This window comes from Pseudomonas extremaustralis (genome assembly GCF_900102035.1).
In the GTDB taxonomy this organism is placed as follows: domain Bacteria; phylum Pseudomonadota; class Gammaproteobacteria; order Pseudomonadales; family Pseudomonadaceae; genus Aquipseudomonas; species Aquipseudomonas extremaustralis.
The window spans coordinates 2,478,924-2,499,877 of record NZ_LT629689.1 but is presented as its reverse complement, the minus strand read 5'-3'; the positions used below and the strand labels follow the sequence as shown (position 1 = coordinate 2,499,877).

Genomic DNA, 20,954 nt, shown 5'->3' with positions numbered 1-20,954 from the left:
CACGGTTTTTCTGGAAGTCGCCTGGATGAGTAAACCCGGTCAATTGGTGCTGGTCGCACTGCGCAAGATGATTGCCAGCGGAGAGTTGGCGGCCGGCGAGCGGCTGATGGAGATTCCCACGGCGCAGCGCTTCGGCGTGTCGCGCATGCCCGTGCGCATGGCGTTCCGAACCCTTGAGCAGGAAGGCTTGCTGGTGCCGTTTGGCGGGCGCGGCTATCAAGTGCGTTCGGTCAGCGCCAGCGACATCGCCGGCGCCGTCGAAGTGCGCGGCGTGCTGGAAGGCCTGGCGGCGCGTCAGACCGCCGAGCGCGGTTTGTCCGATGAGGCGCGTGCAACGCTCGAGCGCTGCCTGGTCGAAGGCGACCAGTTGTTCGACAAGGGCTACGTGACCGAGGATGACCTTGAGGTCTATCACGACCTGAACATGCGCTTTCACCACGTCATCGTCGCAGGCAGCCACAACCCGGCGATCGCCGACGCGCTGGCGCGCAACGACCATCTGCCGTTCGCATCCGTCACGGCGCTGGCGGTGGATCGCGAAGACATGGCCCGTGAGTACCGACGTTTCAACTATGCCCACATGCAACATCACTCGGTGTTCGATGCCCTGGTCAATCGCCAGGGCGCGCGGGCCGAAGCCATCATGCGCGAGCATGCCAACGCGACCTTGCGTTATGCCGAGATCTTCAGTTCCGCCACTGCCAACGAACGGATGAAGGTCATTCTGCCCGCGCCGTGATGGGGGTCAGATATCGAGCACCAGCAACGGGGTCTTCGCGCGCGAGCAGCAGGGCGTGAACTGGTCGTTGAGCGCTTGCTCCTGTTCGGTGAGGAACAGGTCGCGGTGCTCCGTGATGCCGTCGAGCACGCGGGTCAGGCAGGTGCCGCAAATCCCCTGTTCGCAGGACACGGCAATCTCAATGCCATGGCTTTCCAGGACCTGGACCACGCTCTTGTCGGCAGGGATGTCGAAGACCTGGCCGCTGCTGGCGACCTGTACTGAAAATCCGCCATCGAGACGATTGTCGGTCGGCGCTGCGGCGAAATACTCGCGATGCAGACGCTCCTCCTGCCAGCCCTGAGCCCGGGCGCTGTCGAGCACATGCTGCATGAAACCGCCGGGGCCGCAGACATACAGGTGCACATCGTCTTCGGGCGCCGCCAGCACTTCGGCGGCATTCAGGGCGGTGTCGGGCTGTTCATCGAAATGCAAGTGCACCCGCTCGGCAAAGGCCGACGCCTTGAGGCGCTGCACAAACGCCGCGCGTTCTTCGGCGCGGGCGCAATAGTGCAGGTGGAAGTCGGCGCCCATATGGGCCAGGCGCTCGGCCATGCACAGGATCGGGGTGATGCCGATGCCTCCGGCAAACAGCAGGCTACGTCGGGCGTCGTGGGCCAGGGGGAAGAGGTTGCGCGGTGCGCTGATCTGCAAGCGGGCACCTTCGTGGATCTGTTCATGCAGGCTGCGCGAGCCTCCCCGTGACGCCGGGTCCTTGAGCACGCCGATCAGGTAGCGATGCCGTTCTTCTGGGTGATTGCACAGGGAGTATTGCCGCACCAGCCCACCTGGCAGGTGCACGTCGATATGCGCGCCGGCACTGAAGGCCGGCAGCGGCTGGCCATCGACGCTGGCCAGTTCATAGCTGCAAATGTCCTGGGCTTGCGTGCGACGGGCTGTCACCACGACCTCAATCATGTCGGTTCTCCGGCGCGTTCCCTGGCGATCAGTCGTTCGAGGACCTTACGCGATTGCACACCGCCGGCATCGATATTCAGCTTGAGCAGGTTGCGCTCCGGGTGAGCCAGCAGGTTCTGTTGCTGGCGTTCGAGCATCTCCAGGTCCTCGCTGAAAATCTTGCCCTGGCCTTCGCGAATACTGGCGGTCAGTGCTTCGTCGATTTCCTTCTGGCCGATGCTGGACGCGTGGACGTAGGTCTCGTGGGTCAGGTCCATCAGGTTGTCGATCATCAGGCGGTAATCGCACTGGATATCGAACAGCCCGCCGCCATAGGCCCACTCATCACTCACGGCCCATTCCAGGTGGTGGATCAGCGCAGGGTCGGCCAGGCTCTGATCCCCCGGCCACACCCAGATGAAGCCATAACGCTCAACGGCGGCGAAGGTCTTGTTGCAGGGAAAACCCCGCACGCGCTGCCCAGGCATGTCGACGGTCTTGCCGTCGCCGCCCATGACCAGGCCGTGATAGCCGCAGACCAGCCGGCCGTTTTCGACATAACCCAGGGAGAGCGGCGCGCCGCGATGAGGGCAGAAATCCTCCACGGCCACCACGGCACCTTCATGGCCACGATAAAACACCATTTTTTCGCCGCAGATCTGCCGGCCCAGGGGTTTTTGCGCAATTTCATCGGGGGTACAGGCGACATACCACGTGTTCTTGGGGTACATGGTGACTCTCCAGGCAATGGATTTTTTTATTTGTGGATCCATTAAATTGGAGGCTGCTTGGAGAGTCAATCTGGTAATCGGGGTTTATTGGGCGATTATCGGTCATTCCTGTTTTTAATGGATCCATTAATGGCATGTTTTCAGTGGCGAATCATCAGCGCCAGCAGTTCTTCCTTGCTGTCGCAAGGCCGGCGCGATGATCAGCCTGTCGGCTTGCAGTTGAGGTTCAGCAGGTCGAGGGCCACGTCGACAATCATGTCTTCCTGGCCGCCGACCATGCGGCGCTTGTCCTGGCGGGACGTTACCAGAGCGCCAAGGTGTAATCGATGTTCACCCGCAGCTCGTTGTCATCGCGAAACGATGCGACCGGGGCGAAGTCATTGCGGTACCAGGCGTGGCGCAAGCGGAATGCGACGTTCTTGAAGGTGCCGCTCTGCACCACGTAGGACAGCTCGATGTCTTTCTCGCTCTCGCTGCGATCTTTGCCGCCCAAGGCGGTCGGCAGTTCGATATGGCTGGCGTCCAGGTACCGCAGCATGCCCTTGAGACCGGGAACCGCCAGGGCGGCGAAGTCATAGTCGTAGCGGACTTGCCAGGTGCGTTCCTTGGGGTTGAGGAACTCGCTGCTCAAGGCGCCTTCGCTGACCACCATCGGTTCCGAGCCGGCGATGTAGGGCATCGCCGTGTCGCCGTTCAGTTGCATGTAACCGAGCCCCAGGCTGTGGGCGCCCAGGTTGTAGGTGCTCATTACGCCGAAGGTGCGGTTGTCGACCTTGCCGGCTTTGGCGGGGCCGTCTTCGCCGCTGATGTGGTAGCGCACATCGGTTTTCACCCGCCCTGGGCCCAGTGGACGGTTGTCGACGAAGCCGAGGAAGTCCTGGCGATAAATGTCCGCAAGTTCGGCGTGGTAGTACTTGAGCGTGAGGGCGTCGGACCATTTGTAGTCGCCGCCGGCAAAGCTGAAGCTGTCCGATTCGGCCGCGCCGTTGAAGCGTCGGTTGGGCGAGGCCAGGGTGATCTTCTGGTAGTTGGTGGAGTCGCGCTGGTTCATGCGGTCGAGGCGGCCGGCGTTGAGCGTCAGGTTGTCGATGTCCTGGGACTTGAGCTGGACGCCGCGAAAGGTCTGGGGCAGCAGGCGCGTCGGGCTGGCAAACAGGATGGGCAGATACGGCGCGAGCGTGCCGCCCTGCAATTCGGTGTTCGACACCTTGACCTTGGCGGTCAGCCCCAGTTTCGAATAGCTGTCGTTCGGTTCGCGGGTGACGGGGTCGTACGGCAGCAGGCCGGTGCCGGTGCGGTCGGGGCTGGAGTCGAGTTTCAGGCCGAGCAGGCCTTGGGCATCCAGGCCGAAACCCACGGTGCCAGGGGTATAGCCGGAGGTGAAGCGCAGGATAAAACCCTGCGCCCATTCACGGGTCGCCGATTGCGCCGAATCACCTTTGTAGTCGCGGTCGAAGTAGTAGTTACGTGAAGTCAGCGTGGCCTTGCTGTCTTCGATAAAGCCCTGGGCCAGCAGCGCGGGGCTGATGCTGCACAGCGTACCGAGGGCGAGGGTGGTGTGAACCCGTTTCAGAGTGCTCATGGAGGTGACCTTTTTATTATTGTCGTCGAGGTTATTCAGGGGCATGCAAGAGGACCCATTGCTGGTCCTGTACCGTCACCAGCGCGCGCGCCCGCTGGTCGTGGCCGAAATGGTCGGTGGCGCTCAGGTTGTACACGCCGTGGGTGCCGACCACGTTGCGGGTCTGCTCGAGCTGGTCGCGCAGTTGCTCGCGAAACGCCGGCGTGCCCGGTGTGCTGCCTTTGAGCGCGGCGGGCACGGCGGCTTCCACCAGGCGCATGGCGTCGTATAGGTAGGCGCCGAACGGCGACAGGCTGTTGGCGCCGTACTGGGCCTGGTAGTCCTGGGCGTATTGGCTGGCGATGGCTTTGGATGGATGGCTGGCGGGCAGTTTGTCCCACACCACCACCGGGCCCACGGGCAGGATCGCACCGTTCAGGGCTTTATCGCCGATGCGCAGGAACGCGCTGTTGGCCGCGCCGTGGGTGTGATAAATGGCGCCCTTGTAACCCAGGCGCCGCAGTTCGGTATGGGGCAGGGCGGCGGGGGTGCCGGTGGCGCCGATCAACACGGCGTCGGGCTTGCTGCTCATGACCTTCAGGGCCTGGCCGCTGACTGACGAGTCGGTGCGGTTGAAGCGCTCGTCGCGTACCAGTTGGATGCCCGCCGCCGGGGCCATCTGGTTCAGCACTTTGTACCAGTCCTCGCCCCACACATCGTTGTAGCCGATGTACGCCAGGGTTTTAACGCCGGCTTTTTGCATATGCTCGATCAGCGCCTCGGCCATCAGGGCGTTGGTCTGGGCAACGGTGAAAATCCAGGCTTGCTCGCCGCTGGCCGGAGCGAAGGGGGCCAGGGCGATCTGCGCGGTCTTGCTCTCCTTGGCGATTTGCGCGACCGCCGCCGAGGTGGGCACGGTGGTGGAGCCGATCAGCAGGTCGACACGGTTTTCGCTCACCAGTTTGCGCGCGTTCCTGGCGGCGGCCGTGCTGTCGCTGCCGTCGTCCAGGACCACGTATTTCACCGCCTGGCCGGCAATTTCCTGGGGCAACAGGGCCACGGTATTGCGCTCGGGAATCCCCAGCGAGGCACCGGGGCCGGTGGTGGAGAGAATCACGCCAACGGTCATGTCCGCCTGTGCGGCGGCAGACAGTGAGGCGAGCAACAACAAGGGAAAAATGGCTTTCATACACGCTCCTGATATTTTTTTTATGGTGGGGCAAGGGCTGTGGCAGGGCGCTACGTGCCGGTAGCGCGGGGGACCTCCGTGGTGGTTTGAGCGGGGCTGCGGCCCAGGTAGATTTCGGCCACCTGGGGGTTGTTGGCCAAGGCCTGGGCGCTGCCTTCAAGCACGATCTCGCCGACTTCGAGCACGTAGCCGTAGTCGGAAATCTTCAACGCGGCGCGGGCGTTCTGCTCGACCAGCAGGATCGACACGCCGCTCTGGCGCAGGGTCTCGAAGATCGTGAAGATTTCGCCGATCACTCGCGGCGCCAGGCCCAGGCTCGGTTCGTCGAGCATCAGCAAGCGCGGCTTGGCCATCAGCGCGCGGCCGATGGCAAGCATCTGGCGCTCGCCGCCCGACAGGGTGCAGGCCTGCTGGTGACGCCGTTCGTACATGCGCGGGAACAGGCCGAAGACTTCGTCGAGGGTGTTCTGATGGTCGCGAAAGCCGCGCCGATGCCGGCTGAAGGCACCCAGGCGCAGGTTGTCCTCGACGCTCATCAGGCCGAACAGTTCGCGGCTTTCCGGCACCAGCGCCATGCCCTTGTCGATGCGCTGGGCGACATCGTGGTGAGCCAGCAGCGGCTGACCGGCGTAGGTCACTTGGCCCTGGGACGGCAGCAGGCCGATCAGTGCCGCCATCAAGGTGGTCTTGCCGGCGCCGTTGGGGCCGATCAGGCTGACGATCTGGCCTTCTTCCAGGCACAGGTCGAGTTGGCGCACCGCCTCGACCTTGCCATGGCTGATGGACAGGTTGCGCACATCCAGCAAGCGACTCATTCGACACCTCCAAGGTAGGCGGCCAGCACCGCGGGGTTTTGCTGTATTTGCACGGGCGTGCCGCCGGCCAGGCGCTGGCCGAACTCCATCACCACGATCTGGTCGGCCAGGCCCATGACGAACTCCATGTCGTGCTCCACCAGAAGCACGCCCAGGCCTTCGCCGCGCAGTTGTTCGAGCAGGTGCGCCAGCGCTTGTTTTTCGCCGTAGCGCAGCCCGGCGGCGGGTTCGTCGAGCAATAGCAAGAGGGGATCGCTGCACAGCGCGCGGGCAATTTCGACGATGCGCTGCTGGCCCAGCGGCAGGCTGCCGGCGGGGGTGTGCAGGGCGTCGCCGAGGCCCACGCGTTCGATCTGGCGCCTGGCTTCGGCGAGCAGCGCGGCTTCTTCTTTGCGCTCCCAATGCAGCATCGAACGCAGCAGCCCGGCCTTGCCCCGTGCGTGGGCGCCGAGGGCGACGTTTTCCAGCACGCTCATGTCCGGCAGCAGACGCACGTGTTGGAAGGTGCGGCTGACGCCCAGTCGGGCGATGGCGCGCGGGGACAGGCCGTCGATGCGTTGGCCGAGAAAAACGATCTGGCCGGCGTTGGGCGCCAGCACCCCGGACAACAGGTTGAACAGGGTCGACTTGCCGGCGCCGTTGGGGCCGATCAGCGCGGTGATTTCGGCGCCATGGACGGTCAGGCCCATGTCCTTGTTGGCCACCAGTCCACCGAACTGCTTGAGCAGGCCTTCAGCGACCATCAACGGCTGCCCATTGGCGGGCATCGTCCGGCGCGGCAGCGCATGGGCCGCGTGCTCGGGCAGCGGACGGGGTTTTGCCGCCGGGACGAGGCGGCTCAGCACCGGCAACAGACCGCCGCGGGCATATTGCAGGACCAGGATCACCAGCACGCCGAAGAAAATCATCTCGACGTTGTCGGCGTGTCCGAACAGTTGTGGCAGTACGTCTTGCAGCACCTGTTTGATCAGGGTCAGCAGGGTGGCGCCGAGCAGTGCGCCCCAGAGACTGGCAACGCCGCCGAGCACAATCATGAACAGGTACTCGATCCCCATCACCACCGAGAACGGCGTGGGGTTGACCACCCGTTGCAGGTGCGCATACAGCCAGCCCGACAACGCCGCGAGCAGCGCCGCAATGATGAACACCTGCAAGCGGCTGCGCGCCGTGTCGATGCCCATCGCCTCCGCCATGCCGGCGGAATCCTTGAGGGTGCGGATGGCGCGGCCCTGGCGGCTGTGCAGCAGGTTGTCGAGCAGCCACAGGCTGATCACCAGCAGCACTCCGATCAGCAGGCTGAAGTCGGCCGAGTCGCGGATCTGCCAGCCGAACAGGCTGATGTTCGGCAGGTTTTGCAGGCCGCCGAAGCCGCCCAGCCCAGGCAGGTTGCCGAACAGGTAGAACAGCGCCAGGCCCCAGGCCAGGGTGCCGATGGGCAAGTAGTGGCCGGCCAGGCGCAGGGTCAACAGGCCCAGGGCGGTGGCAACCACCAGGGTGATCGCCAGTCCTGCGAGCAAACCGAGCCAGGGTGACAGGCCATAGTGGGTGGTCAGCACGGCGCTGGCATACGCGCCGATACCGACGAACGCGGCCTGGCCGAACGAGGTCATGCCGCCAATGCCGGTCAGCAGCACCAGGCCCAGGGCGACCAGGCTATACAGGCCGATGTAATTCAGCAGGGTGACGTGGAAGCTGGGCAGCAGCCGGGGTGCCAGGCCGGCCAGGAGCAGCAGGGCAAGCAGGGGGATCAGTCGACGGATCATCAGTGTTGCTCCTCAAGGTGAGGGTGCTTCAACGAAAGCCACAGCAGGACCGGGATCACCAGGGTGAACACGATCACCTCCTTGTAGGCCGAGGCGCCGAAGTTGGCGAAGCTCTCCAGCACGCCGACGAAAAACGCACTGGCCGCCGCAATCGGGTAACTGGCCAGCCCGCCGAAAATGGCGGCGACAAACCCCTTGAGGCTGATCAGAAAGCCCGAGTCGTAGTACAGGGTGGTCAGCGGGCCGATCAGCACGCCGGAAATGGCGCCGATCAACGCCGCCAGGCCGAACGCCGCCTTACCGGCCAGTTGCGTCGGGATGCCCACCAGTTGCGCGCCCTTGCGATTCAGCGCCGTGGCGCGCAGGGCCTTGCCATACAGGCTGTGGCCGAAGAATGCGTAGAGCAGGCCGATCAGCAGCAGGGCGCTGGCGATCACCAACAGGCTTTGCAGGCCCACCGGCAGCTCACCGAGCATGAACACCGCTTCGGCCAGGGCATCGGTGCGCACGCCTTCTGCGCCGAACATCAGCAAGCTGAGGCCCACCAACGTGATGTGCACGGCCACCGACACGATCAGCAGCAGCAACACCGAGGTTTCGGCCACCCGTTGATACACCAGGCGATACAACAGCGGCCCCAGCGGCGTGACCAGCGCCAGGGTCAGCAGGATTTGCAGCACGGCCGGCAAACCCGCCAGCTCGAAGGTGTCCAGCACGACCCACAGCATCATCGGCAAGCCCAGGTAGCGCACTAGCAGGCCGGGAACCCGTCGCGATTGACCACGGCGCCATGCGGCGATGCTGTCCAGCGTGCAGGCGGCCAGTGAACAGCCGATCAGCAGCCACAGGGTGCCGGGCATCAGCCCCAGTTGCAGGGTGGCCAGGGTCAGGGCGCTGTAGGTGACGAAGTCGCCCTGGCATACCAGGATCGTGCGCGTCACCGAAAACACCAGCACCAGGGCCAGCGCCACCAAGGCATAAATCGCACCCGTGGTCAGGCCGTCCTGGGCGAGAAACGCCAGTATCGAAATATCCATGAGCAGGCCTCAGCGAGCGGTAGGGAAGGGAGGCGGGAGTGCGCGACAGCGGATGTCGGTCAACGCTGTGTCAGGGTGATGTCGTCGGGAGTGTGGAATGCCGGGCGCGCAGGGTGCGGCCATGCGGAGGCGTGCATGCAAGTGCATAGTGAGGTACCCGTTTTCTATTCTTATTGTCGTGTGGATAAGCCTGAGGGAGCGCCGTACACCGCTTTAAAATACACATGTGAATGTGTATGTATAGACTACGCGGGAGGGTGGGCGCTTTGTCAATAGGCCCGGATGTAACGGTTTGTTTAAAGGGGTTTTACTGATTTATCTATTTGTTTTTTATGCAAAAAATAAAATGTCTTTTTGCTCGATAACAACGCAGGATCAGCTGTCCTGGCTGTTTTTTGATCTTGAAAGATACATCCATGTATTTTTTTGGATGCCGACGTCTGTCGGCATCCGGGCTCAGGCGGGGAGGGTGCAGGATTCGGGGATCAGGATACCGGCCATGCGCTGGCTGCGTTCCAGGCGTTGTTGCGGGGTGTCTTCACTGTGCAGCAATGACAGGCTGATCTGGTACGCATAGATCAGATAGGCACGGTCCTGGGCATCGCCGCTGGGCACGCCAGCCTGGATCAGCAGGCCTTCGATGTAGCTCAGGCGGTGGCTGTCGACTTCGTCGATGGCCTGGCGTGCCTGTTTGTCGCGACGGGCCCAGCCGCGAATGCCCAGTTCGATCGAGGCGGCGTCCTTGGCGGTCTGCCCGTGGGAGGGCAGTTCGAGCAGGCGTTGCAGTTGTTGCAGCGGCGAGCTGTGGGCGTTGCGCAGGTGCAGGATCACATCTTCGGTGGCGCGCGCACGCCAGTTGCCGAGGATGCCTTCGAGCAGTTCCCCGCGACTTTTGAAGTGGTAGTAGAAGCTGCCACGGGTGATCTTCAGTTCTTTGGCCAGGGTATCGACCCGCACAGCGTCGACGCCGCTGGTAACCAGGACTTCCTGTGCCGCATGAATCCAATCTTCCCGCGTGAGGTTAGTGCGTGATGACATTGTCTAGGGGCCTTGTCCAACAAGCTGGATAAGCGCCAGGGCACAGCAGCGTTCGACGCCCGCCTTGGCAGCGAGCCGCCATTCTAACGCCCGCTACAACCACGACGCTATTGCCGCTGCACCCGCAGTGGCCCGCGCACGGCCCCTGCACAGGTCCTGATTCAAGAGTACATGTGTGTAGGTTGGCTTTCGGATTATTTGCACAAACCCATATTTTTTTAATTGACGCAGGTCAAAACGGTAAATAGCATACAGATACACATCTGTATGTTAAGAATAAGAACCGGAGGCCGACATGAGCGCAAATCCAAAGACTCTGCTCGCAGCAGGGCACAAGACCCACTACCACGAAGCCGGTCAGGGCGAGGCCTTGTTCCTGTTGCATGGTTCGGGTCCCGGTGTATCGGGCTGGGCCAACTGGGCCAATACCGTGCCAGTGTTCGCTGATCGCTGGCGCGTGGTCGTGCCGGACATCGCCGGCTTCGGCTTCACCGAGTTCAAGGAAGACGCCAAGTACGACATCAAGCTGTGGGTCAGCCATCTGCTCGGCATCATGGATGCGCTGGACATCGAAAAAGCCTCGTTCATCGGTAATTCGTTCGGCGGCGCCCTGGCCATCGGCCTGGCGGTGTTCGCGCCGGAGCGGGTCAACAAGCTGGTGCTGCTCGGCACCCCGGCCGGTGAATTCGTACAGACCCCGGGCTTGCGCGGTGCCTGGGAATACGAGCCGTCCCTGGACAACATGCGCGAGCTGATGAAGCTGTTCCCCTATGACGTGTCGCTGATTACCGATGCGATGGTGCAGGCCCGTTACGAAGCCAGTGCACGCCCCGGTGCCCAGCAGGCGCTGCGCAAACTGATTCCGCAGCCGGCCGTCGACGGCCCGACCCTGGTCAAAGGCTTTCCCGCCGCCGCACTGGCCAAGATCGTCGCGCCGACGCTAGTGGTGCACGGTCGTGAAGACCGCGTGGTGCCGCCCGAGTGCGGGCTGCTGATCGCCAACAGCATTCCCGATGCCGACCTGCACCTGTTCGGGCGCTGTGGGCACTGGGTGCAGAGTGAGCAGCCGCGCCGCTTTGCCGCGCTGGTCCGCGATTTCCTCAGCGAGTAAGCCGGTATGAGCAGAAACGTAATGGAGCGTGCGCTCTGGCAATTGTGCGTCGAGCGGGCGGCCAAGGAGCGCTTCCGGCAGGACGCGGCGGGGTTCCTCGGGCGTTTTGCCTTGGACGAGGACGAAGTCCGCATGATCGTCGAGTTCGACGTCGCCGGGCTGCAGGCGGCGGGAGTCAACCCGATGCTGACCATGGGCTTCTGGCAGGAGCTTGCCCCTGACCGCAACATGAGCCTCTATAAACAGCGCCTGGGCGCTACCGACGAACACAGCGCGGGGTTTTCCGCCGCGCTCAAGGGGTGAACCGATGGGCAAGATAGTAGGCGGCTTCTGGATGCCGCATGACCCGGTAATGTTCGTGGCACCCGACGCGCCGCCGTTGGCGCAACGTGAAGCGGTATGGGGCGCCTACGCAACCTGCGCCGAACGCCTGGCGGCCTTGCAGCCGACTTCGGTGATCATCGTCGGTTGCGACCATTACATCCTGTTCGGCACCCATTGCCTGCCGCGCTATGTGATCGGCACCGGTGATGTGGATGGCCCCATCGACCGCCTGCCGGGGCTCGACCGTGGCGCGGTACGCAACCACGAAGCGCTGGCCACGCATATTGTCGAACACGGCGATGGGCACGGCGTGGACTGGACCGTGGCGCGCAGTTTTACCGTCGACCATTCCTTTTCCATTCCGCACCAACTGGTGGTCAAGCCGGCCGAGGCATTGCTCGGGCGTGAATTGCCGAGCATCCCGGTGTACCTGGCGTGCGGCGTCGACCCGTACATCTCGCTCAAGCGTTCGGCCGACCTGGGCCGGCAACTGCGCGCGGCCGTCGAAGCGTTCGATGCCGACGAGCGCGTGGTGATTATCGGCAGTGGCGGGATCAGCCACTGGGTCGGCACCGCCGAGATGGGCCGGGTCGCCGAAGACTTCGACCGCGAGATTCTCGCCCACGGCGTCAATGGCGACCTGCAAGCCCTGTGCGCCTACAGCGACGAAGAGATCCTGGGCCGGGCCGGCAACGGCGCGATGGAAATCCGTAATTTCGCCTGCGCCCTGGCCGCCATCGAGCGCCCGCAGGGTGAAGTGATTGCCTATGAAGCCGTACCCGCATGGGTCACCGGGCTGGGCTTTGTACAACTGAGTGTGAGGGCCGAGCATGAGCCGCGTATTACTTTGCCAACGTGATGAGCTGGCGCCGGGGGAACTGAAGAAAGTCACCCACAGCGAGGGCGACGCCATCTGCGTCTACAACCTGGGCGGCACTTTCTACGCCACCACCGACATGTGCACCCACGCCACCGCGTCGCTGGCCGAGGGCGACCTGGAAGACGACCTGATCACCTGCCCGGTGCACTGGGGCCAGTTCCACGTGCCCAGCGGCAAGGCGGTGACGTTTCCCTGCGAGCGCCACTTGCGCACCTACAAGGTCATCGTCACCGACCGCGAGGTGTTCGCCGACGTCGCCCTGGAGGCCGACGAGGCGCTGGCCGCCGCCAACAGCCCGGTGTGATCGGGCCGCTGTTCAACCGTATTCCTGTGAGTCTGAACCATGGATAACAACAAACACATACCGCTCAGAACCATTGAAAGCACGCCCGCCCTGGGCAACCTCGACCGCATCTGCGACATGGAAGAAGGGCGCCTCTCCGGCAAAGTCTTCTGGGACCCGGCGATCTACGAGCAGGAGTTGGAGAAAATCTTCGCGCGCTGCTGGCTGTTCGTCGCCCACGAGTCCCAGTTGCCCAAGTCCGGCGACTACCTGACCACCTCGATGGGTGAAGACGAAGTGCTGGTGGTGCGCCAGAAGGACGCCTCGATCAAGGTCTTCCTCAATGCCTGCCCTCATCGCGGCAACAAGGTGTGCTTTGCCGAGGCCGGCAACGCCCGTGGTTTTATCTGCAACTACCATGGCTGGTCGTTCGGCGCCGATGGCGGGCGGCTGATGGGCATGCACGAGTCCAAATGCTACGAAGAAAGCCAGTTCGACAAGTCCAAGCATGGCCTGCGCGAAGCCCGTGTCGCCAGCTACAAAGGCCTGGTCTTCGCCACGTTCGCCAGTGATGCACCGACCCTGGAGGAGTACCTCGGGCCCATGACCTGGTACATGGACGTGATGCTCGACATGGACGAAGGCGGCAGCGAGTTCCTTGGCGGCTGCATCCGTTCCACCATCGAGTGCAACTGGAAAATCGCCGCCGAGAACTTCGTCGGCGACATCCTCCACGGCGGCTGGACCCACGATTCGGCGGCCAAGGCCATGCTCGGCGGGCCGGTGGCGAACGTCGGCGCGTTGCCCGAGTCGTACTCGGTGAACTGGAACGGCCACGGCTACGAGTTCGCCACCGACGTGGTCGGCAACGCCGCGACCCTGGGCGAGAAAGACATCAACAAATACCTGCACGTGCTGCGCCCGAAGGTGGCGGACCGTCTCGGCGAATTCCGCTCGCGACTGATCGGGGCGATTTCCTCGTTCACCGTGTTCCCCAACTTTTCCTTTCTGCCGGGGCAGAACACCGTGCGCATCTGGCAGCCGCGCGGGCCGCACAAAATCGAGCTGTTCACCTGGGTGATCGTCAACAAGAACGCCCCGCAGGAGATCAAGGACAAATGGCGGCGCGGCGCGATGATGACGTTCTCGCCCACCGGGGTGTTCGAGATGGACGACGGCGAGAACTGGGAATACTGCACCAAGAGCAGCCGTGGCGTGGTCACGCGTTATCAGGACCTGTACGTCGGCCTGGGCATGCACACCCGCCTGGAAGACAGCGAGTTGCCCGGCAATGTGTTCAAGGGCCAGCTCAACGAATGTAATGCGCGGGCGTTCTATCAGCGCTGGAAGGACCTGCTGCAGGCACCGACCTGGGCCGATGTTCCAGACCGCAATGGCACGCTGCGCTGAGGGGGCCAGATGACACACGAACAACAGGACAGCCTCGTTTCAGTCGAGGAAACCCGCCGCGTCGAACAGTTCCTGCTGCGCGAAGCGCGCCTGCTCGACGAGGAGTGCTGGGACGCGTGGCTGCACGCTCTCAGCGAAGACATCCACTACTGGATGCCGGGCATCGAGAACCGTCGTCGCGAGGACAAATCCGGGCCGTATTGCCTGGAACACATGGCCTTCTTCGATGACGGCATGCGCGAACTCAAGCGCCGCGTGGCACGCTTCAAGCAGCCGTCGGCCTGGGCCGAGAACCCGCCGACGCGCAACGTGCACCTGGTCAGCAACATCGAGGTATACGCCGGTGCGGCGCCTGGCGAATACCTGGCCTACTCGTGCTTTATCAACGTGCGCAGCCGCGGCCTGGACGAGCATCACCAGATCGCCGGCCGGCGCGAGGATGTGCTGCGCCTGGAAGCCGACGGCCTCAAGTTGCTCAAGCGCAAGATTCTGATCCCCAACGCGATGTTGCTGTGCAAGAACATCAACACCTTCCTCTGAGGGCTGGCATATGGCTTGGTTAAAAGGGCAGGTGGCCCTGGTCACCGGTGGCACCGGCGGGATCGGCAGCGCCATCGTCCGTCGATACGTGGCCGAGGGCGCGCGCGTCGCGGTGATGGGCCGCGATGCGGCGCAACTGGCCGCGCTGGCTGACACCCTGGGCGACTCGATCATCACCATTGAGGGGGATGTGTCGCGGTATCAGGACAACCAGCGCGCGGTGGCGGCGACCCTGGAGGCGTTTGGCAAGCTCGACACCTTCGTCGGCAACGCCGCCGTGTTCGATTACTTCACGCGCCTGGATCGGATTGCCCCGCAGGATTTCGAGGCGGCATTCCAGAAACTCTTCGCCACCAACGTGCAGGGTTATCTGCTGGGCGCCCAAGCCTCGATCGAGGCACTGCGCCAAACCAGGGGCAGCATGATTTTTACCCTCTCCAACAGTGCCTTTTATGCCGGCGGCGGTGGCATTCTCTACGTCACCGCCAAGCATGCGTTGGTGGGCATGATTCGCCAGCTGGCTTACGAGCTGGCACCGGACATCCGCGTCAACGGCGTGGCGCCGGGGGCGACCAACACGCCGATGAAAAGTCTTGAAGGGCTGAACAGCCGCAGTGTGCCCCTCAACCAGATCCCCGGCTTCGAAGCGGGGGCGGCGCAAGCGGTGCCGCTGCAACGGATTGCCGAGCCCGAAGACCACACCGGGCACTACGTGCTGTTGGCCTCGCGGGAAAATTCCGGCCTGACCACCGCCAACATCATCCACAGCGACGGCGGCTGGGAGATCCGCAGCGCCGGTGCGGCCAAACCGCGCAAGGCCTGAGCCCGGGCCGGTGCCTGGATCACTAAAATAAGAGACATGCGTGATGACAAGAACAAGCCTGAGTGCACCGCAACAGCAACTCCTGAACCTGTTTGCCGGGCTCAACCTCCCGGTACTCGCGGCACCGATGTTCCTGGTGTCGGGGCCGGACCTTGTGGCCGCCTGTTGCCAGGCCGGCATCGTCGGCAGCCTGCCCGCGCCCAATGCGCGCACGGTCGAGCAATTGCAGCAATGGCTGGAGCAGATCGCCCGCGAGCGTGACCTGGCCCGGCAACGTGGCGAGCAGTGGGCGCCATGGATGCTCAACATGATCGTGCACAGCACCTATGACCGCTTCGAGGCCGAGCGTGACCTGGTGCGTCGTTATCAGCCGCCCATCGTGTCCACGGCCCTGGGCAGCCCCAAGCGCGTGCTTGAAACCGTGCACGCCTATGGCGGCGTGGTGATCGCCGACGTCATCAGCCCGGCCCTCGCACGCAAGGCGGTGGCCGCCGGCGTCGATGGCCTGGTGCTGGTGTGCAACGGCGCGGGCGGGCATACCGGCAGCTACAACCCGTTCGCCTTCGTCGCCGAAGTGCGCCAGTTCTGGGACGGCCCCCTGGGGTTGGCCGGGGCGATTTCCAACGGCCGCGACATTCACGCCGCCCAGGTATTGGGCTGCGATTTCTCGCTGGTCGGCACCCGGCTGATCGCCGCGCACGAAAGCCTGGTGGAACCCGCCTACCGCGACATGCTGGTGGCCTGCTCGCTGGATGACGTAACCACCACCAAGGCGGTCAGCGGTGTGCTCGCCAACTGGATGCGCCCCTCGCTGGAAAAGGCCGGCATCGACCCCGGTGCCGAAAGCCGCGCGAGCATCGACTTCTCCGGTGACATCGCCACAGCCAACAAGGCCTGGAAGCACGTGTGGTCGGCGGGGCAGGGCGTAGGCCAGATCACCGGCACCTACAGCGTGGCGCAACTGGTGGACGAGTTGCACCAGGGTTACCGCGAAAGCCGCGCACGTACGTTGTGAGTCATCCCGAACCGTTCAGGAGCAACCCCATGCACCACGAAAACCTTCAGGCTGCCGCTGCTGCGCTGGCCCTGGCGCGCTCGAGTCGCAGCCCTTGCCCACGCATTTCCGAGCGTTTTGACATCCAGTCCCTGCAGGATGCCTACGCTGTGCAGGAGATCAACACCCTGGCCGCCCTGGCGACCGGTCGGCGCCTGAGCGGGCGCAAGATCGGCCTGACGTCCCTGGCGGTGCAGCAGCAGTTGGGCGTCGATCAGCCCGACTTCGGCATGCTGTTCGCCGACATGGAATACCGCGACGGTGAGACCATCGACAGCAGCCGGCTGATCCAGCCCAAGGTCGAAGGCGAGATCGCCTTTGTGCTGGGGCGCGATCTTCCCCATCCCGACACGACCCTGGGCGAACTGCTGCGCGCCGTCGACCATGTGCTGCCGGCCCTGGAAATCGTCGATTCGGCGATCGAGGACTGGAAGATCACCCTGGTCGACACCGTGGCCGACAACGCCTCGTCGGGCCTCTACGTGCTGGGCAAGACCCCCGTCAGCCTGCGCGGCCTGGACCTGGCGCTCGAAGGCATGTTGCTGGAGAAGAACGCTGCCCAGGCGGCCATCGGCGTGGGGGCTGCGTGCATGGGCAACCCGCTGGACGCGTCACTGTGGCTGGCGCGCACCATGGCCCTGACCGGCCGTCCGCTGCAGGCGGGCGACGTGCTCTTGTCGGGCGCCCTTGGGCCCATGGTGCCGGTAGTGGCGGGCGACAGCGTGCGCCTGCGCCTCACCCGCTTGGGTGAAGTGAGCTGTCGGTTCGGCTGAGACCGGCAGGCGACAACCCTGCTGCCGGGCTGACGACCCGGTGGTGATGACAACAATAAAACCAGTGAGCAGCGGGCCGATGGCCTGCCGTATTCACGAGGGCGTGCAATGTACGATTTCTTCAATGATCCGACCCAATTGGCCCCTGCCAAGGTGCTGTATGAAGCGCGTGCCGACGGCAGCTTCGTGCTGAGTTCCCCCGAGCCACTGCAACCCTATGCCCGCTGCATCGGGCAGTGGCTCGAACACTGGGCCGTGCAGGCGCCCGAGCGTGCCTACCTCGCCGAACGCCGTGGCGCCGGCTGGTTCAGCCTGAACTATGCCCAGGTGCGCCAGCGAGTGGGGGCTCTGGCCCAAGGCTTGCTGGAGCTGGATATACCCGCCGGGCGCCCGCTGCTGATGCTCTCGGAAAACGATCTGGATCAGGCCCTGCTGACCTTGGCGGCGCTGCATGTGGGTATTCCGGTGTCGACCGTTTCGGTGGCCTATTCGCGCAACACCGGCAGCGGTTGCAGCAAGCTCAAGGCGATTGTCGAGGTGCTCAAGCCGGCGCTGATTTTCGTCAACGATGGCGATGCCTATTGCCGTGCCATCGAGTTGGTCAACCCGGATTGCCCGGTGGTGGCGGCGCGCAATGCCCAGGAAATCCCTGGGGCGCTGGCCTTGCCGCAGCTGTACAAGAGCGAAAGCCCGGCGGTGATGCACGCGTTCGCGCGGCTCGACGGCGACACCCCGGCGCGCTACCTGATGACCTCCGGTTCCACCGGCGCGCCCAAGGCGGTGGTGCACACCCACGGCATGCTCTGCGCCAACCAGCAGGCGATTGCCCAGTGCTGGCGCTTTCTGGAGCACGAAGAACTGATCGTGCTCGACTGGCTGCCCTGGAGCCATGTGTTCGGCGCCAACCACAACTTCAATCTGGTCCTGCGCAACGGCGGCACCTTGTACATCGATGATGGCCTGCCGTTGCCGGGGCAAATCGACCGCACCGTGGAAAACCTCAAGTCGGTGCGACCCACCCTGTACTTCAACGTGCCACGCGGCTACGAGGTGCTGCTGCCGTACCTCGAGCGCGACGAGGGGCTGGCGCGTGCCCTGTTCGGACGCCTGCGCATGCTGTTCTACGCCGCTGCCGCGCTGCCCCAGAGCAGTTGGGCGCGGCTGTCGGCGTGTGCCACCAAGGTGCGCGATACGCCGCTGTTCTTTGCCACCGAGTGGGGCTCGACCGAGACGTCGCCGGTGGTCACCAGCGTGCATTTCGCCGCTGACAAGGCCGGCATCATCGGCCTGCCGGTGCCGGGCACGCAGCTCAAGTTCGTGCCCTGTGGCGACAAGCTGGAGATGCGCGTGCGCGGCCCGTCGGTGTTCCCGCGTTACCTGAAGGACCCTGCCGGCAGCCTGGCGGCGTTCGACGAAGAGGGCTTCTACTGCATCGGCGACGCCGGGCGTCTGGTCGACCCGCAACGGCCGGAGTTGGGGGTGCAGTTCGACGGTCGGGTGACCGAAGACTTCAAGCTCAGCAGCGGCACTTGGGTATCGGTGGGCACCCTGCGTCCGCGCCTGGTCAGTGCCCTGGCGCCTTACGCCAGCGATTGCGTGATCTGCGGGCATGATCGCGACGTGATCGGTGCGCTGATCTACCCGAGCCCGGCGCTGCGCGATGTGCTCGGTGCCGACGGACAACACATGAGCGGCGCGCAATTGGCAATGCAGTCCGAGGTGCGCCTGGCCCTGTGTTCGGGGCTGTTGGCCCTGGCCAAGGAGTTCCCTGCTTCGTCGCAGCATGCCGTGCGCGTGGTGATCCTCGATTCGCCGCCCAGCCTCAGCGACGGCGAAATCACTGACAAAGGCTACATCAACCAGCGCATGGCGTTGAGCCTGCGCGCCGAGGCCGTGACGCGGCTGTACGCCGACAGCCTCGACCCCAGCGTCATCCTCCTCGCTGAAGTCTACGGAGAAGCCGTATGAACCCTGCAACCCTCAAAGTCGCCATCATCGGCTCCGGCAACATCGGCACCGACCTGATGATCAAGATCCTGCGCAACGCCAAGCACCTGGAAATGGCGGTGATGGTCGGCATCGACCCGGCCTCCGACGGTTTGGCCCGCGCCCAGCGCATGGGCGTGGCCACCACCCACGAAGGCGTCGAAGGCCTGACCCGCATGGACGTGTTCAAGGACATCGACTTCGTCTTCGATGCCACCTCGGCCGGCGCCCATGTGAAGAACGATGCGTTCCTGCGCGCGATCAAGCCCGGTATCCGCCTGATCGACCTGACCCCCGCAGCCATCGGCCCGTACTGCGTGCCGGTGGTGAACCTGGAGCAGAATCTGGAGCAGCTCAACGTCAACATGGTCACCTGCGGCGGCCAGGCGACCATTCCGATGGTTGCGGCGGTGTCGCGGGTGGCCAAGGTGCACTACGCCGAAATCGTCGCGTCGATCGCGAGCAAATCCGCCGGCCCCGGCACCCGCGCCAACATCGATGAATTCACCGAGACCACCTCCAAGGCCATCGAAGTGATCGGCGGCGCGGCCAAGGGCAAGGCGATCATCGTGATGAACCCCGCCGAGCCGCCGTTGATCATGCGTGACACGGTGTTCGTGCTGTCCGAAGCGGCCGATCAAGCGTTGGTCGAAGCTTCCATCGTCGAAATGGCGGCGGCCGTGCAGGCCTATGTGCCGGGCTATCGCCTCAAGCAACAGGTGCAGTTCGACGTGATCCCGGCAGACGCGCCGTTGAACATCCCCGGCCTGGGCAAATTCTCCGGCCTGAAAACCTCGGTGTTCCTCGAAGTCGAAGGCGCCGCCCATTACCTGCCAGCCTACGCCGGCAACCTCGACATCATGACCTCCGCAGCCTTGGCCACCGCCGAGCGCATGGCGCAGTCGATGCAACAGGCCTGAGGAGAGCGACATGAACGGTAAGAAAATCTACATCTCCGACGTGACCCTGCGCGACGGCAGCCATGCGGTGCGTCATCAGTATTCCCTGCAGAACGTGCAGGACATCGCCCGCGCCCTCGACAAAGCCAAGGTCGACTCCATCGAAGTCGCCCACGGCGATGGCCTGCAAGGTTCGAGCTTCAACTATGGCTTCGCCGCGCACACCGATCTGGAATGGATCGAAGCCGCCGCCGACGTGATCAGCCACGCCAAGATCACCACGCTGTTGCTGCCCGGTATCGGCACCGTGCACGACCTCAAGGCCGCCTACAACGCCGGCGCCCGCGTGGTGCGCATCGCCACCCATTGCACCGAGGCCGATGTGTCGAAACAGCACATCGAATACGCCCGCGAACTGGGCATGGACACCGTCGGCTTCCTGATGATGAGCCACATGATCCCCGCCGAGCAGCTCGCCGCCCAAGCCAAGCTGATGGAAAGCTACGGCGCCACCTGCGTGTACATGGCCGACTCCGGTGGCGCGATGAACATGCAGGACATCCGCGACCGCTTCCGCGCGTTCAAAGCCGTACTCAAACCGGAAACCGAAACCGGCATGCACGCCCACCACAACCTGAGCCTCGGCGTGGCCAACTCGATCACCGCCGTCGAAGAAGGCTGCGACCGCATCGACGCCAGCCTCGCCGGCATGGGCGCCGGCGCCGGCAACGCGCCGCTGGAAGTGTTCATCGCCGCCGCCGAACGCTTGGGCTGGAACCACGGCACCGACCTCTACACCTTGATGGACGCAGCGGACGACATCGTGCGCCCGCTGCAGGACCGCCCGGTGCGGGTCGACCGCGAGTCCCTGGCGCTGGGGTATGCGGGGGTGTATTCGAGCTTCCTGCGCCATGCCGAAATCGCGGCGGCCAAGTATGGCCTCAAGACCGTGGACATCCTTGTCGAGCTGGGCAAGCGCCGCATGGTCGGCGGCCAGGAAGACATGATTGTCGACGTGGCCCTGGATCTGTTGGCCGCTGGCAAGCACACACGCTGAGGAGG

The 20,954-nt window shown here is 64.1% G+C and carries 21 protein-coding genes and 1 pseudogene; 13 read left to right on the top strand and 9 right to left on the bottom strand.

Annotated features, from left to right (window positions below; translation table 11 throughout):
* Positions 1 to 25 precede the first annotated feature (25 nt).
* Positions 26 to 739, top strand: a complete 714-nt coding sequence (locus tag BLR63_RS11370; RefSeq protein WP_010567573.1) for a GntR family transcriptional regulator — start codon at positions 26 to 28, stop codon at positions 737 to 739.
* Between the two features lie 6 nt (positions 740 to 745).
* Here BLR63_RS11370 and BLR63_RS11365 read toward each other — a convergent pair whose 3' ends face one another.
* The 9 genes and pseudogenes from BLR63_RS11365 to BLR63_RS11325 all read right to left on the bottom strand — a co-directional run bounded on the left by BLR63_RS11365 (position 746) and on the right by BLR63_RS11325 (position 9,809).
* Positions 746 to 1,696 carry a PDR/VanB family oxidoreductase gene (locus BLR63_RS11365; protein WP_010567574.1) on the bottom strand — a complete coding sequence of 317 codons (951 nt, stop codon included), beginning with the start codon at positions 1,694 to 1,696 and terminating at the stop codon, positions 746 to 748.
* Positions 1,693 to 2,406, bottom strand: a complete 714-nt coding sequence (locus tag BLR63_RS11360) for a Rieske 2Fe-2S domain-containing protein (protein ID WP_010567575.1) — start codon at positions 2,404 to 2,406, stop codon at positions 1,693 to 1,695. The genes BLR63_RS11365 and BLR63_RS11360 overlap by 4 nt, the downstream gene beginning before the upstream one ends.
* A 200-nt stretch (positions 2,407 to 2,606) precedes the next feature.
* Positions 2,607 to 2,693: pseudogene (locus tag BLR63_RS11355) on the bottom strand (hypothetical protein); the annotation flags it as partial.
* A gap of 14 nt (positions 2,694 to 2,707) precedes the next feature.
* Entirely contained in the window at positions 2,708 to 3,988 is a 1,281-nt protein-coding gene (locus BLR63_RS11350; RefSeq protein WP_042947696.1) for an OprD family porin, read from the bottom strand.
* 31 nt (positions 3,989 to 4,019) lie between these two features.
* Positions 4,020 to 5,156, bottom strand: coding sequence for an ABC transporter substrate-binding protein (locus BLR63_RS11345; RefSeq protein WP_010567578.1), 1,137 nt, complete (start codon positions 5,154 to 5,156; stop codon positions 4,020 to 4,022).
* 50 nt (positions 5,157 to 5,206) lie between these two features.
* A complete protein-coding gene (locus tag BLR63_RS11340) occupies positions 5,207 to 5,962 on the bottom strand; it encodes an ABC transporter ATP-binding protein (protein ID WP_231998187.1) in 756 nt (251 codons plus the stop codon).
* 5 nt (positions 5,963 to 5,967) lie between these two features.
* Positions 5,968 to 7,734, bottom strand: a complete 1,767-nt coding sequence (locus BLR63_RS11335) for a branched-chain amino acid ABC transporter ATP-binding protein/permease (RefSeq protein WP_010567580.1) — start codon at positions 7,732 to 7,734, stop codon at positions 5,968 to 5,970.
* Entirely contained in the window at positions 7,734 to 8,771 is a 1,038-nt protein-coding gene (locus tag BLR63_RS11330) for a branched-chain amino acid ABC transporter permease (protein WP_010567581.1), read from the bottom strand. Before BLR63_RS11330 ends, BLR63_RS11335 begins: the two co-directional genes overlap by 1 nt.
* A 456-nt stretch (positions 8,772 to 9,227) precedes the next feature.
* Entirely contained in the window at positions 9,228 to 9,809 is a 582-nt protein-coding gene (locus BLR63_RS11325; protein ID WP_010567582.1) for a TetR/AcrR family transcriptional regulator, read from the bottom strand.
* 295 nt (positions 9,810 to 10,104) lie between these two features.
* On the opposite strand from BLR63_RS11325, the gene BLR63_RS11320 reads away from it, so the two are divergent.
* The 12 genes from BLR63_RS11320 to dmpG all read left to right on the top strand — a co-directional run bounded on the left by BLR63_RS11320 (position 10,105) and on the right by dmpG (position 20,949).
* Entirely contained in the window at positions 10,105 to 10,920 is an 816-nt protein-coding gene (locus tag BLR63_RS11320) for an alpha/beta fold hydrolase (RefSeq protein ID WP_010567583.1), read from the top strand.
* A 6-nt stretch (positions 10,921 to 10,926) separates the two neighbouring features.
* A complete protein-coding gene (locus BLR63_RS11315; protein ID WP_042947676.1) occupies positions 10,927 to 11,223 on the top strand; it encodes an extradiol ring-cleavage dioxygenase in 297 nt (98 codons plus the stop codon).
* A gap of 4 nt (positions 11,224 to 11,227) precedes the next feature.
* The gene (locus BLR63_RS11310; RefSeq protein ID WP_010567585.1) at positions 11,228 to 12,103 is read left to right on the top strand and encodes a DODA-type extradiol aromatic ring-opening family dioxygenase; all 876 of its coding nucleotides are present in this window, start codon (positions 11,228 to 11,230) and stop codon (positions 12,101 to 12,103) included.
* Entirely contained in the window at positions 12,075 to 12,428 is a 354-nt protein-coding gene (locus tag BLR63_RS11305; protein ID WP_010567586.1) for a non-heme iron oxygenase ferredoxin subunit, read from the top strand. Before BLR63_RS11310 ends, BLR63_RS11305 begins: the two co-directional genes overlap by 29 nt.
* A 39-nt stretch (positions 12,429 to 12,467) precedes the next feature.
* Entirely contained in the window at positions 12,468 to 13,817 is a 1,350-nt protein-coding gene (locus tag BLR63_RS11300) for an aromatic ring-hydroxylating dioxygenase subunit alpha (RefSeq protein WP_010567587.1), read from the top strand.
* 9 nt (positions 13,818 to 13,826) lie between these two features.
* Positions 13,827 to 14,357, top strand: a complete 531-nt coding sequence (locus BLR63_RS11295; protein WP_010567588.1) for a 3-phenylpropionate/cinnamic acid dioxygenase subunit beta — start codon at positions 13,827 to 13,829, stop codon at positions 14,355 to 14,357.
* A gap of 10 nt (positions 14,358 to 14,367) precedes the next feature.
* Positions 14,368 to 15,180, top strand: a complete 813-nt coding sequence (gene hcaB / locus BLR63_RS11290) for a 3-(cis-5,6-dihydroxycyclohexa-1,3-dien-1-yl)propanoate dehydrogenase (protein WP_010567589.1) — start codon at positions 14,368 to 14,370, stop codon at positions 15,178 to 15,180.
* A 43-nt stretch (positions 15,181 to 15,223) separates the two neighbouring features.
* Positions 15,224 to 16,195 (top strand): NAD(P)H-dependent flavin oxidoreductase, encoded by a 972-nt coding sequence (locus BLR63_RS11285; RefSeq protein WP_010567590.1) that lies wholly within the window; start codon positions 15,224 to 15,226, stop codon positions 16,193 to 16,195.
* 29 nt (positions 16,196 to 16,224) lie between these two features.
* Positions 16,225 to 17,007, top strand: a complete 783-nt coding sequence (locus tag BLR63_RS11280) for a 2-keto-4-pentenoate hydratase (RefSeq protein ID WP_010567591.1) — start codon at positions 16,225 to 16,227, stop codon at positions 17,005 to 17,007.
* 108 nt (positions 17,008 to 17,115) lie between these two features.
* Positions 17,116 to 18,975: a feruloyl-CoA synthase gene (locus tag BLR63_RS11275; RefSeq protein ID WP_010567592.1), complete on the top strand. Its 1,860-nt coding sequence runs from the start codon at positions 17,116 to 17,118 to the stop codon at positions 18,973 to 18,975.
* Positions 18,972 to 19,913, top strand: a complete 942-nt coding sequence (locus BLR63_RS11270) for an acetaldehyde dehydrogenase (acetylating) (RefSeq protein WP_083365948.1) — start codon at positions 18,972 to 18,974, stop codon at positions 19,911 to 19,913. Before BLR63_RS11275 ends, BLR63_RS11270 begins: the two co-directional genes overlap by 4 nt.
* Positions 19,914 to 19,923: 10 nt before the next feature.
* Positions 19,924 to 20,949, top strand: a complete 1,026-nt coding sequence (dmpG, locus tag BLR63_RS11265) for a 4-hydroxy-2-oxovalerate aldolase (protein ID WP_083365947.1) — start codon at positions 19,924 to 19,926, stop codon at positions 20,947 to 20,949.
* The last annotated feature ends 5 nt before the right edge of the window (positions 20,950 to 20,954 follow it).

Excerpts from the sequence above, each read along its gene's own strand:
- BLR63_RS11285 (WP_010567590.1), top strand. The coding sequence starts at position 15,224 with ATGACAAGAACAAGCCTGAGTGCACCGCAACAGCAACTCCTGAACCTG.
- BLR63_RS11345 (WP_010567578.1), bottom strand. The coding sequence starts at position 5,156 with ATGAAAGCCATTTTTCCCTTGTTGTTGCTCGCCTCACTGTCTGCCGCC.
- BLR63_RS11315 (WP_042947676.1), top strand. The coding sequence starts at position 10,927 with ATGAGCAGAAACGTAATGGAGCGTGCGCTCTGGCAATTGTGCGTCGAG.
- hcaB (WP_010567589.1), top strand. The coding sequence starts at position 14,368 with ATGGCTTGGTTAAAAGGGCAGGTGGCCCTGGTCACCGGTGGCACCGGC.
- BLR63_RS11330 (WP_010567581.1), bottom strand. The coding sequence starts at position 8,771 with ATGGATATTTCGATACTGGCGTTTCTCGCCCAGGACGGCCTGACCACG.
- BLR63_RS11350 (WP_042947696.1), bottom strand. The coding sequence starts at position 3,988 with ATGAGCACTCTGAAACGGGTTCACACCACCCTCGCCCTCGGTACGCTG.
- BLR63_RS11310 (WP_010567585.1), top strand. The coding sequence starts at position 11,228 with ATGGGCAAGATAGTAGGCGGCTTCTGGATGCCGCATGACCCGGTAATG.
- BLR63_RS11280 (WP_010567591.1), top strand. The coding sequence starts at position 16,225 with ATGCACCACGAAAACCTTCAGGCTGCCGCTGCTGCGCTGGCCCTGGCG.
- BLR63_RS11305 (WP_010567586.1), top strand. The coding sequence starts at position 12,075 with ATGAGCCGCGTATTACTTTGCCAACGTGATGAGCTGGCGCCGGGGGAA.
- BLR63_RS11365 (WP_010567574.1), bottom strand. The coding sequence starts at position 1,696 with ATGATTGAGGTCGTGGTGACAGCCCGTCGCACGCAAGCCCAGGACATT.
- BLR63_RS11335 (WP_010567580.1), bottom strand. The coding sequence starts at position 7,734 with ATGATCCGTCGACTGATCCCCCTGCTTGCCCTGCTGCTCCTGGCCGGC.
- BLR63_RS11300 (WP_010567587.1), top strand. The coding sequence starts at position 12,468 with ATGGATAACAACAAACACATACCGCTCAGAACCATTGAAAGCACGCCC.
- BLR63_RS11275 (WP_010567592.1), top strand. The coding sequence starts at position 17,116 with ATGTACGATTTCTTCAATGATCCGACCCAATTGGCCCCTGCCAAGGTG.
- BLR63_RS11370 (WP_010567573.1), top strand. The coding sequence starts at position 26 with ATGAGTAAACCCGGTCAATTGGTGCTGGTCGCACTGCGCAAGATGATT.
- BLR63_RS11295 (WP_010567588.1), top strand. The coding sequence starts at position 13,827 with ATGACACACGAACAACAGGACAGCCTCGTTTCAGTCGAGGAAACCCGC.
- BLR63_RS11320 (WP_010567583.1), top strand. The coding sequence starts at position 10,105 with ATGAGCGCAAATCCAAAGACTCTGCTCGCAGCAGGGCACAAGACCCAC.
- BLR63_RS11270 (WP_083365948.1), top strand. The coding sequence starts at position 18,972 with ATGAACCCTGCAACCCTCAAAGTCGCCATCATCGGCTCCGGCAACATC.
- dmpG (WP_083365947.1), top strand. The coding sequence starts at position 19,924 with ATGAACGGTAAGAAAATCTACATCTCCGACGTGACCCTGCGCGACGGC.
- BLR63_RS11360 (WP_010567575.1), bottom strand. The coding sequence starts at position 2,406 with ATGTACCCCAAGAACACGTGGTATGTCGCCTGTACCCCCGATGAAATT.
- BLR63_RS11325 (WP_010567582.1), bottom strand. The coding sequence starts at position 9,809 with ATGTCATCACGCACTAACCTCACGCGGGAAGATTGGATTCATGCGGCA.